We start from the raw sequence: 10,493 nt of genomic DNA on the forward strand, positions 1-10,493 counted from the left end.
GCTCTGTAATCGCACCCAAGCGACCAATCAAATTTCGCCCACAACCCCGACCCTTCTATTAACTGCACACCGGTGCAGCAGCGCTATCAGGCACAAAGCCGATACCGACAGCCAGACGCTGACCAGCAGCACCGGTTGAGCGTTGTCGCCAGACACCCATTGCGACGCCAGCAGCGGTCCGAATGCGCAGCCCAGCAGTTGCATGCCGGGAATGAGCCCGGCGATGCGTCCAGAGGGGTCTATCTGCAGCGCAATGCGCACCTGAAACGGGGTCAGCATCAGGTAGATCAGGGCAAACAGCGCGCACAGGCCCAGAAATACGTTTACCCCCTGATCGGCTGTGATGTACATGCCCAATGCAATGCCGGCCAGAAGAAACGCGGCGGTAGCCAACATCGAGTAATCAGGCACCCTGCGTACCAGCAGAATGCCCAGGCAGCCGCCCAGCACCTGCATGAATAACATCGCGGACACCAGCAATTGGGCCGCATGAGCGCCCAGCCCTGCGTGGATGCCCAGCGGCTCCAGATACGCCCACAACCCGCCAACGGCCGAGAGCTGCATGAACACCAGCATCAGCAGCAGCACTTGCTTCAAATTCCATCTGAAACCTGATGTATCCAGCTGTCTGTCAGGCTGCTGCGGCAAGCGTCCTGGTAACCAGACAACGAACAGCACTGAGCTTGCGGTCAGCATTCCCAGAAACACGAACCCTGCATGCACGCTACGATCAGGCAGTATCAGGTACGCAAGCGCTGCGGCCATCAGTGCCTGAGCCAGGGTCTGGACGACCATGAACACGCCTGCCACCCGGTCCGGCGCAGGCCCCTGAACGATAAGGCTGACGGCGCCCCAGAGCAGTAGGCCCTCGGCCAGCCCCGCCAGCCCCGCCAGCGCGCGTGCAGCGGTCAACGGCCCGTCGCCGGTGACAGTGGCCGTGACCAGATCCATTCCGGCAGCGCACAGGATGGCGGTGACCGTCAGCAGACGCAGGTTGAGCATCGAGCGCAGCAGGTCGCCCAGCACCACACCGAGCCCCAGCGCGACGATTTCACCCATCGCGACCAGCCCGACACCTTCCAGTGAGACGTGGTCTTGCGCCAGTAACTCGCCAAGAAGCAATGGTTGCAGCCCTACCATCAGCACCGCGACAGAGCCCAGTGCCAAGGCGGCACTCAGGTGCCTGCGAGTTACAGCGGACGACGTTTGCATGGCATGCGCCTCTTCGGAAGTTTCAGTAACCGCGGGTTTCAGGTGGAATACGGCCTTCGGCAAAACACTGCGCCGCCCGCTTCTCGTCTTTCATCAGCCTTCCGTTGGCCACCAGCACCACCCACCAGGGCAGTAACGTAAGGTGCGTGCCACATGCCTTGGCCAGCGTATAGGCCTTGGCGCATTTTTCGAACAACTCTGCATTGAGGACCATTCGCGCCCCTGTAGTGCCCATCACCACCGGCGTGCTGTCGATCACGGCAGCATTTCCCCCACGCTTCAACAGTCGCGCCAGTGGTTGCTCGGAACTGGCAGGCGTAGCCATATGGCCTATATGGCGTGCCTGCTCATCAAATAGAATCGGCAGGACTCCGCCAAAATCCACCAAGCTTTTGGCAAAGGCACCGCCGCCGAGCAGAACGGCGCCGACGTCAGCTCGGGCGCGGTAGATCGCCGCGTGCGTCTGGCCGTCGCCCGCTGCCGAGTCGTCGCAATCAACCACCTGCGGCGCCAGGTCGTCGAGCTTGCCCAGCCACATGCTCTGTTCGCCCGGCAATCGCAACGACACACTGCTGTGTGAGTCCACCTGCCCCATCAGGCGTTCACGCAGATCAAACCACTGTTTTCGAAGTGAATCGCGCATGCTGCTCACCTCACACCAGCTGAAAGACAGCGTCGAAGCGTTCGAGCGCGTCGTCGATGACATCGTCGGTGTCAGCCAGGCTGGTGTACAAGCGGCTCCCGGCCAGCGTGATCAGGCCGTGAGCGGTATACGCGGCCCCCATCTCTTCCATCATGTGCTTGCGAGTCTTGGCTTCATTGCGCGCCCTCAGCAGCTTGAGCGGGTTGCCGGTATCGAGCAGCAGGACGCCGGACGTCTGCAGGTGAACGATGGAGCCCATGTTGTACGCCACGTAGGGCAAGCCGCGCCGATTGATGATCTCTTCCAGTCCTGCGCGCATACGGTCGCCCGCCCTTCCCGCCAGCGCCGGCGCGTTCAGGCGGCGGGCTTCGACCAGCGCGTAATAACCAGCGACGCATGACAACGGATTGGCCGACAGCGTGCCGCCGACGAACGCCCGTCGCGAGGATGTGCCGATGCCACCGGCAAGCAGTTGCATCACGTCCCGGCGCCCGCCAATGGCACCCGCCATCGGATAGCCCCCGGTCAGGCATTTGCCCAGTACCGTGATGTCCGGCATGACATTGAAATAAGCCTGTGCGCCGCCCAGACCGGCACGGAATCCGGTGACCACTTCGTCGAAGATCAGCAGGGCATCGAATTCGTTGCACAGCGCACGCAGCTGTCGGTTGAAGTCGGCGTGCACCGGACGCGTGCCGCTTTCCGGGCCAAAAGGTTCGACCATAATGGCTGCGGTGCCACCACGCAGACGATTGATTTGCAGCCTGCGACGCAACGCATCGAGATTGTTGGGTGGGCTCTCCTGAGTGTTTGCGGTGGCGCCTCGCGGGATTCCCACTGCCTCCATGCGCCCGGTGCCCGGCAAGCGCATGCCATAGACCAACTGGTCGCTCCAGCCGTGGTAGGCGCCGCCGATCTTGATCACCCATTTCTTGCGGGTATAGGCACGGGCCAGGCGAACCGCGGCCATGACCGCCTCGGTGCCCGAGCCCAGCAAGCGCAGCATGTCGACGCCCGGCATCGATTGGCAGACCAGTTCCGCCAGTTTGACTTCATATTCATGCAGCAAGCCGGTCACCGGCCCGCACTCATCGAGAATCCGGTCAACCTGTTCGCGAATGGCCGGATGGTTGGAGCCCAGCAACGTCGGGCCGCCTGCCTGCAGGAAGTCGGTGTAGCGATTGCCATCGACATCGGTCAGGTGCGCACCGTTAGCCTGGGCGAAGGCCAGCGGAAACGGATAGTTGAACGCCAGGTTATGTTGCACGCCTCCCGGTATGACCTTTTTCGCCGCCTCGGAAAGCCGCTTCGAGCCTTGGCAGCGCTCGTCGAAATAGCCCATGATCTTGTTCATCGCGTCGCGCTTGATCGGGCGAATCGGCTGTTTCACCAGCTCATCGAAGCGGCGATACAGTGAATCGACATCGGGCCATTGCGACACGGCCGATGCGGGAATGTCAGGGATGTTGGCAGGATCGAGAGGTCTGTTCATGATTGAGTCTCTGAAAAAGTCTGAGGGCTGAGGGCGTGCGAGCCGGCACTGGTCAGGGCGTCGATCAGGCGTGCTATTGCAACGCGTGATTCGGGTTTGCCACGGCTGTTTGCTTTGATCTGGTTGAGAAGATGGGCACGGCAGAATGTTTCCAGGTCCTCCAGGCGCTTCAGGGTGGCTTCTATGTCCGGGCCACAGCACAGAACGCCGTGATTGCGCATCAGGTAGGCGTTTTGGTCAGGCCGGATGGTCTTTTCCAGCTTGCCCGCCAGCCAACCGGAACCGGACGGCGCATAACCCACCAGCTGAATTCGCCGCCCGAGCGATTGCCACAGCGGCGGGTATGGCACTTCCAGCGATTTGCCGAACAATGTGCAGGCGCTGGCCAATGGTTGATGGGTATGAATGCTGCAGTTGACGTCCGGGCGACTGCGCAGGACTTTCGCGTGCAGCTCGCTTTCAACCGAGGGCGAACGTTCGCCCGACAACTGCTTGAGATCCTTGAGTCGCAATACGCAGACGTCCTCTGGCCGCATGCTGAAGTAGTCGGTGGCCGACGGAGTGACCGCGATGTGCAATGCGTCGATACGCAGCGCAAGGTTGCCGCCGGTTGCGGCAAAGAAGCCGCGGCGTGACAGATGCCGCGACAGGTCGACGATCTGCTGTTGAACATTGTTCATGGTGCCGTCTCCTGCGATGGGTTCAACCTGCGATAGAGCGGCGCCAGACGTTTGCGGACTTCCTTGAACGTGGCGAAGCGGTCGTCATACAGGTTTCGGGTTGATTCGGAGGGTTCGTACAGCCGATGCGGCCGTTGCAGGGCCGGCAAATCGTTGAACTGCAGTTTTTCGAGCGCTACTGCAGCAATGAAGGCCGCACCGCGTGCGTTGGTCTGAATCGGGTTATGCGGTTGCTGAATGACTCGCCCGCAGACATCGGCCATGATCTGGCACCACACATCCGATTGCGCTCCGCCTCCGGTGGCGACGACGACTCCGCGCGACTGGCCGATAAATTGCGAGAACGGTTCCAGCATCCAGCGCGTGTTGTGCGCGACGCCCTCCATGAAGGCCCGGATGATGTCTTCCCGCGAGTGCTCGAGTTTCAGGTTGATCAGGCCGGCACGCAGGCTCGGATCACCTACTGGAGAGCGCTCGCCACACAACCATGGCGTGTAGATCAGCCCCCTCGAACCCGGTGGCACTCGGGCGGCGATACGGTCCAGCAAGGCGTACACGTCCGGTTGCTGCTCATCGCTCAGCAACTCGTCCGGGTGATACAGCACCTTGTCGCGCAGAAACGACAGATTGGCGCCCGCCGCCGATTGCATGGCCATTGCCAGATACCGGCCCTTGACCGCACTGGGTACCGCAGCAATGTGGTGGCGAACACTGGATTTCTTGAACGGCACGTGAGCGCCGACCCACGACGAGGTGCCCAGATAAAGATGCGGAGCGAAGTCGCGCACGGTGGCGCCAACGGCCACCGCCGAGGTGTCCACAGCACCCGCCACCACAGGTGTGGATCGAAGCAGCCCCAACGCATCGGCGAGCTCGGGCTTCAAGGTGCCGATGACTTCCGTCGAGCCCACCAGCTCAGGCAGTTTGCCTGCGTCGATACCCAGAGCCCTGATCAGGCTGGCGTCGTAACGGATGTGATGAGGATCGCGATTGTCGGTTACCCAGGCGGTCAGCATCGAGTCACCTGTGGCGCAGAAGCGCCCCGACAAGCGCATATTCATGTAGTCGAGCACATTCAGAAACTTGTGCGTCTGGTCATACCTTGCCGGATCGTGGTCAAGGATATAGGCCATGTGCCCGGCCGAATCCATGCCCGACAGCGACGCTACCCCGCCGGTCAGTCGAAGCGATTTCCAGAGTTTGAGCGGCCCGTAGCCGCCCAGATTGCACCAGCCTCCGCCCATGCGTTTTTTGATCGAGTCGGCGCCGCGTTTGTCCAGCCACAGCAGCGCCCGGCCAATCGCGGTCCCGTCGCGATCGACACAGACCGTGCCTTCGCTTTGCGTCGAGCAACACACGGCCACCACCTGACGACGCCTGAGCGGGTCGGCTGCCAGCAATTCGTGGGCACCAAGCAGAAACGCGTTCCACCAGTCCTCGGGTTCCTGCTCGGCACTCAGACCACTGACGTGCAGCGGTACACCGTGAAACGCCCAGGCGCGGATGTCTCCCTCCATGGAGACCAGCGCGCACTTGCAGCCGGACGTTCCCAGGTCGATCGCGAGGACGAGTTGCTCCAGGCCGGTAGCCGCCTCAGGCGTCCGGGAAATGAAAAGCGAAGTCATAAAGGTCTACTCAGAATGTGCGGGAAATCGACGCTACCCAGCGACTGCCGTCCGTGGTGCGCACATGTCCGTCGTCCTCGGCCATATACAGCTCGCGCGCCCTGGTCTTGGTCGTCACCCAGTCAAGCCCCCAGTCGAAGCCCCACCAGTGGTGGACCAGACCTGCGCCATAATCGGCAAAGTCGGCTTCCGAGAAGTTTTCGATCTGTTGATAGCCGGCGTGCAGCTTCAGGTTGGTGTTGATGCCCAGCGCGTATTTGTAATCAAGGTCATAGAGCATGCTGCCCCGGGAGTTGCGGTCACCCTTGGCATAGCAATCGAGGCCTTTGGTCGGGTCATCGCGGAACTGCAATTGCGCGCCGCATACCCCGCCACTGTTGGCACCCCGGTAGTTTTTCGAGAGCACCCGGGCGATTCGCCCTTCGAGCGCGCCGTAACCGATTTCAAGCACGGCGAACTGGCTGTTGTAATTGGTCGAGTGCTCTTCACCTGGCGTGAACGTTTCGAAATCGAACCGGTTCGGTGCCTTGAACTGAGCCCCTGGAAACATCTCGGCCGCAAGCCCGACGCCATAGTGCCAGGCATCCGGATCGCCGAAGCGATAACCGCCCGCCAGCAATACACCTGCACCGTCGCCGTCGAGGAACTGTTTCTTGCTGACCGTGGTAAATTCGGCAAGCGCCACCAGGCCTGTTTCATGGGCGACCTGGAGGGTCACCTTGGCCCCGGGCCGATTCAGAGAATCGGAAATCCCACGGGTACGAATGTCCGAGCTGACCTTGGCGGTAACATCCACTGCGTAGCTCGACATTTCATCGGCGATGGCAAGAGTCGGGCCTGCTGCGCAGCACAGGGCTGCAGCCATTACATAACGGGTTGTATACGTGCGCATGATTCTCTCCCACGCTAAAGGGCCGGATTTACGATTTGCAAACCGGGGCAGGAGGCAGTGTTGCGATTCGCTCGAATTGCTCTGTATTGCCGAGAACTTCGGTGCCGACAAAAGCCCTTACATTGAGGCGTCCATCCTTGACTCGAACGGCGCCCTTATATTTTTTCTGATCACGGGGGTCATACACCCAGCCATCGCGCCAGGCGTCCTGGTCGTAGCGGGTCAGCTGCAGAATCTGTACGCCGCAGTCACTCGACGTCGAAGCAGCATCCTTGACCCAGACAATCTGGCCGCAGATAGCGCCGGTCTTGTCTGCGCAGTCGTCAAGCCTGACTACCGCGTCCTTTTCCGCCGTCAGCCAAAGGCCCTTGGCCTCAAGCGGACCGGCAGCAGCATGAATGCCGGTGGAGCACATCAGAACCGAAGAGAGGAAAAGCCACTGCCGTACGTTCATAGCGTCACCTTTTTTATTTTTTGTTTTGACAGACCGTCACAATAACGACGCTTCAGTTATGATAGTCATCGCTACACGATAGTTATAACTATCATTTTATCGTGCAGCAACTGTTTTTTTGATCGTCATGCTGGCGCCCCATTCTTCTTGACAGGTACTTATGGCCAGGCTGAAAACCGAAACCCTTCCCGAGCAGATCGCCGGGAAAAGCGTTGAACGCAAGAAGTTGCCCGCGCAGCAGCGTGCTACCGAAACCTACGAACGCATTCTGGTCGCCACGGCAAACACCCTGTGCGAGGTCGGCATAGAACGCTTGTCGACCAACCTGGTATGCGAACGGGCCGGCCTTACGCCGCCCGCGTTGTATCGCTATTTCCCCAATAAGTACGCGCTGTTGACGGTGCTGGGCGAACGTCTGCTCGAGAAACAGAACGAGCGGATCGATCACTGGATCACCCCCGAGCTGATCGCAGGTCCGCCTCAGGCGCTTGAGCAGGCGCTCGCCGAGCTGATTCTGGATACGTACCGGGTCACCGATGCCACGCTGGGCGGCATGTGGACGCTCAAGGCACTGAGGGCGGTTCCCGCGCTGGAGCATGTGCGGCTCGACTCCCACCGCAGGGTTTCCAAGGCTCAGGCCGCCATCATCGGCAGTGCTTTTCCAGACGCGGCGTCCGAGGACATCGCCATGGTTGCCCGCGTTGCGGTGGAAATGATTCACGCGACCATTGAGTTGTTGTTCGATGAACCGCTGGAGCCCGCGAAAACCTGCGCGATGGTGGCAGCGATGATTGTCAGTCATCTGGATCGCCTGGCGCCCGAACCCGTGCATGGCGAGCAATGATTGCAATACAGGTTGGACGTTCCAGCCACTTTAACCGGCCGGATCGCCCCTCCATTGGCTTTGCAGTGTCCTATACGGTTAGGTGAGCCAGGACATCGACACATTACCGCTGACACGCCTGCACTTGCGGCAGGTTCGGTCGCAGTGACTATAAAAAACACGCAGCCACAGGAGCAGCGTCATGAATCAACCCGCCAGGGTTCCGCCAGGTACTACGTTCCACGCTGCCGGGCTAACCGAGCTGTTCGAGGCACAGCAGGCTGCATTCCGTGCTCAGGGCGCACCTTCCTACGATCAACGAATCGCAGACCTCAACGCCGTCCTGCGTATGGTCAGCGATAATCAGGATAGGTTGCTCGAGGCGGTCAGCGCAGACTTCGGCAACCGTTCGTTCGACGAAACCCGGCTCGGTGAATTGATGCCGGTGGTCAACGGCATCAAGCACATCCGCTCGCACCTCAAAGCGTGGATGCGTCCGTCCCGGCGCAAGGCGGGTATTGTCTTCAGGCCCGCCGCAGCACGGGTGGTTTATCAGCCGCTGGGCGTCGTCGGCATTCTCGCTCCGTGGAACTACCCGCTGACGCTGACGCTGGTGCCCTTGATAGAGGCGCTGGCTGCAGGTAACCGGGCGATGATCAAACCTTCGGAACTGACACCCCGAACCTCCGAGCTGCTCAGGCAGTTGCTCGGCGAAACGTTTCCCGCCGAGCAGGTTGTCGTGGTCACTGGTGACGCCACGCTGGCGGGCCAGTTCAGTGAGCTGCCTTTTGACCATCTGCTGTTTACCGGCTCGACCCACGTGGGCCGCCAGGTCATGGCGGCGGCGGCACGCCATCTGACACCGGTCACACTGGAGCTGGGCGGCAAGTCGCCAGTCGTGGTCTGTGACGACTTTTCGATCACGAAAGCCGCCCGGATGATCGCTATCGGCAAACTGTTCAACGCCGGCCAGACCTGCGTAGCACCTGACTATGTCCTCGTCCCGCGCGAACAGGTGGACAGCTTTGCCAGCGAGTGGCTGGCTGCGGCAAAAAAACTTTACCCGACCCTCGATGGCAATCCGGACTACACCTCGATCATCTCCCAGCGCCACTACGACCGGCTTATGGCGATGGCCAGTCAGGCCGTCGCGACGGGGGCCAAGGCGTGGCAACACAACGCGCTTGCAACGGCGGGCGAACGCAAGATTGCACCAATGGCACTCACTCAGGTGTCCCTGAACGCAGATGTCATGGGCGAAGAGATTTTCGGCCCGCTGCTGCCGGTGCTCGCGTATGACTCTCTGGATGAAGCCATCGCCTTTATCAATGCTCGTCCGGCACCGCTGGCCCTTTATTGCTTTTCCAACGTTCAAACGTCTGTGGACAGGGTGCTGAACCGCACGCAGTCCGGCGGCGTGACCATCAATGGCACCATGCTGCACGCAACCCAGGATGACCTGCCCTTTGGCGGTGTCGGCGACAGTGGCACCGGGGCCTATCACGGCTACGAAGGCTTCGTTCGCCTGTCCCATGCCCGCGGCGTTCTCAAGCTCGGTCGTTTCAACATGTCCGACAAGGTCTCGGCACCTTACGGACGGCTTACGCGTCTGGTCACCCGACTCATGATCGGAAAGTAGGCGCCTGCCGAACGATGTTACCCCGCCATATCACGACGTTTACATGCATATGCGCGGGGGTTTTATTCACTTTCTACTTCCCGTCACAACATCAGGCAGCATGAGCTAACGCCGGCCAGCCCGCCCCACTTCTGCGACGCCATTGTCCGCCGTCCGACCGATGACCATCACTCTTTCTGATAGTGAAGTATTTAGGTAACCTCAGGACGATACTCTTTGCTGTACTCCACTAGGGATGCTCTAGCGGGCATCTAACGCTGATCTCGCGCCGAAAACGCCAGCGACTAAGTTGATGTGACTGCGCCATGCTTACAGCGTCTATAACATTGTCAGCAGTTCTAAACTCATGGATGACTAAATGCCTCACACACTACTTCCGCAGATTGGCAGGGCCATCGCCAGCATCGGTAGCGGGAATTTTTCCAGCATGTTCCACAAGCTGATCGATACTCAGCTTGCCGTAGATGCCACGCACCTCTCATCACTGCCGCAGCCCTGGCAAACGCCGCCTGCCTCTGCACCAACGGTCTTTAACGAGACCGTCACGTCATCGCGGGGCACGCTGTTGCTCAGTGACTCCATTCATCTTTACCCTGATCAGGCCTCGGAAAGCTTTAGTTGTAAAATAACGGTATTTCGGGCGCTTCCCGCGCACGAATTCTCAGAAAAGGAACGCCGGCAGCTGGGCGACATTTCCCCTCTGCTGTTTTCGATACTTGAAAAACATGTCAATGCCCTGCAATCGGCAATGCCCGGCATCGAGCATAAAAAGCCCGAAAGCATTGAGAAGCGCTTCCAGGAACGACTGCGCGAAACGGGTCTGACGTTGTCCGAACGCGAAACCCAGGTGTGCCTTGGGCTGCTCGCCGGTCATACCGCGCTTGAGCAGGCCGAGCGGCTCGCACTCAAGGTCAATACCGTGGGCAGTTACCAGCGCCGTGCGGCGATCAAACTGGGCATCAGCGGTCGTAATTCACTGATGCGCTGGATGTATGGCTCATCAGCGGGCGTTTTTTCAACCTGCTGACCGCCA

General features: G+C 60.3%; 10 protein-coding genes. 3 read left to right on the top strand and 7 right to left on the bottom strand.

Annotated elements, in window-relative coordinates; genetic code table 11:
• Positions 1–27 precede the first annotated feature (27 nt).
• The 7 genes from PCPL58_RS15610 to PCPL58_RS15640 are packed head-to-tail and all read right to left on the bottom strand — an operon-like array spanning position 28 to position 6,998.
• Entirely contained in the window at positions 28–1,212 is a 1,185-nt protein-coding gene (locus PCPL58_RS15610) for an MFS transporter (protein ID WP_065349845.1), read from the bottom strand.
• A gap of 22 nt (positions 1,213–1,234) precedes the next feature.
• On the bottom strand, positions 1,235–1,855 hold the full coding sequence (locus PCPL58_RS15615; RefSeq protein WP_065351064.1) for a hypothetical protein: 621 nt from the start codon (positions 1,853–1,855) through the stop codon (positions 1,235–1,237).
• 10 nt (positions 1,856–1,865) lie between these two features.
• A complete protein-coding gene (locus PCPL58_RS15620) occupies positions 1,866–3,347 on the bottom strand; it encodes an aspartate aminotransferase family protein (RefSeq protein WP_003433991.1) in 1,482 nt (493 codons plus the stop codon).
• Complete coding sequence (locus PCPL58_RS15625) at positions 3,344–4,027, bottom strand: class II aldolase/adducin family protein (RefSeq protein WP_065349846.1); 684 nt, start codon at positions 4,025–4,027, stop codon at positions 3,344–3,346. The genes PCPL58_RS15620 and PCPL58_RS15625 overlap by 4 nt, the downstream gene beginning before the upstream one ends.
• On the bottom strand, positions 4,024–5,652 hold the full coding sequence (locus PCPL58_RS15630; protein WP_065349847.1) for a xylulokinase: 1,629 nt from the start codon (positions 5,650–5,652) through the stop codon (positions 4,024–4,026). Before PCPL58_RS15630 ends, PCPL58_RS15625 begins: the two co-directional genes overlap by 4 nt.
• Before the next feature lie 10 nt (positions 5,653–5,662).
• A complete protein-coding gene (locus PCPL58_RS15635) occupies positions 5,663–6,544 on the bottom strand; it encodes a TorF family putative porin (RefSeq protein ID WP_003433995.1) in 882 nt (293 codons plus the stop codon).
• Between the two features lie 28 nt (positions 6,545–6,572).
• Positions 6,573–6,998 (bottom strand): DUF2147 domain-containing protein, encoded by a 426-nt coding sequence (locus PCPL58_RS15640; protein ID WP_065349848.1) that lies wholly within the window; start codon positions 6,996–6,998, stop codon positions 6,573–6,575.
• A gap of 160 nt (positions 6,999–7,158) precedes the next feature.
• On the opposite strand from PCPL58_RS15640, the gene PCPL58_RS15645 reads away from it, so the two are divergent.
• The 3 genes from PCPL58_RS15645 to PCPL58_RS15655 all read left to right on the top strand — a co-directional run bounded on the left by PCPL58_RS15645 (position 7,159) and on the right by PCPL58_RS15655 (position 10,487).
• Complete coding sequence (locus tag PCPL58_RS15645) at positions 7,159–7,842, top strand: TetR/AcrR family transcriptional regulator (protein WP_003433998.1); 684 nt, start codon at positions 7,159–7,161, stop codon at positions 7,840–7,842.
• Between the two features lie 181 nt (positions 7,843–8,023).
• On the top strand, positions 8,024–9,460 hold the full coding sequence (locus PCPL58_RS15650; protein WP_065349849.1) for a coniferyl aldehyde dehydrogenase: 1,437 nt from the start codon (positions 8,024–8,026) through the stop codon (positions 9,458–9,460).
• Positions 9,461–9,818: 358 nt separating this feature from the next.
• A complete protein-coding gene (locus PCPL58_RS15655; protein ID WP_003434001.1) occupies positions 9,819–10,487 on the top strand; it encodes a helix-turn-helix transcriptional regulator in 669 nt (222 codons plus the stop codon).
• The last annotated feature ends 6 nt before the right edge of the window (positions 10,488–10,493 follow it).

Source organism: Pseudomonas cerasi (assembly GCF_900074915.1).
In the GTDB taxonomy this organism is placed as follows: domain Bacteria; phylum Pseudomonadota; class Gammaproteobacteria; order Pseudomonadales; family Pseudomonadaceae; genus Aquipseudomonas; species Aquipseudomonas cerasi.

Coding starts and splice junctions, on each gene's coding strand:
- PCPL58_RS15615 (WP_065351064.1), bottom strand. CDS start 1,855: ATGCGCGATTCACTTCGAAAACAGTGGTTTGATCTGCGTGAACGCCTG.
- PCPL58_RS15620 (WP_003433991.1), bottom strand. CDS start 3,347: ATGAACAGACCTCTCGATCCTGCCAACATCCCTGACATTCCCGCATCG.
- PCPL58_RS15655 (WP_003434001.1), top strand. CDS start 9,819: ATGCCTCACACACTACTTCCGCAGATTGGCAGGGCCATCGCCAGCATC.
- PCPL58_RS15645 (WP_003433998.1), top strand. CDS start 7,159: ATGGCCAGGCTGAAAACCGAAACCCTTCCCGAGCAGATCGCCGGGAAA.
- PCPL58_RS15630 (WP_065349847.1), bottom strand. CDS start 5,652: ATGACTTCGCTTTTCATTTCCCGGACGCCTGAGGCGGCTACCGGCCTG.
- PCPL58_RS15650 (WP_065349849.1), top strand. CDS start 8,024: ATGAATCAACCCGCCAGGGTTCCGCCAGGTACTACGTTCCACGCTGCC.
- PCPL58_RS15640 (WP_065349848.1), bottom strand. CDS start 6,998: ATGAACGTACGGCAGTGGCTTTTCCTCTCTTCGGTTCTGATGTGCTCC.
- PCPL58_RS15635 (WP_003433995.1), bottom strand. CDS start 6,544: ATGCGCACGTATACAACCCGTTATGTAATGGCTGCAGCCCTGTGCTGC.
- PCPL58_RS15625 (WP_065349846.1), bottom strand. CDS start 4,027: ATGAACAATGTTCAACAGCAGATCGTCGACCTGTCGCGGCATCTGTCA.
- PCPL58_RS15610 (WP_065349845.1), bottom strand. CDS start 1,212: ATGCAAACGTCGTCCGCTGTAACTCGCAGGCACCTGAGTGCCGCCTTG.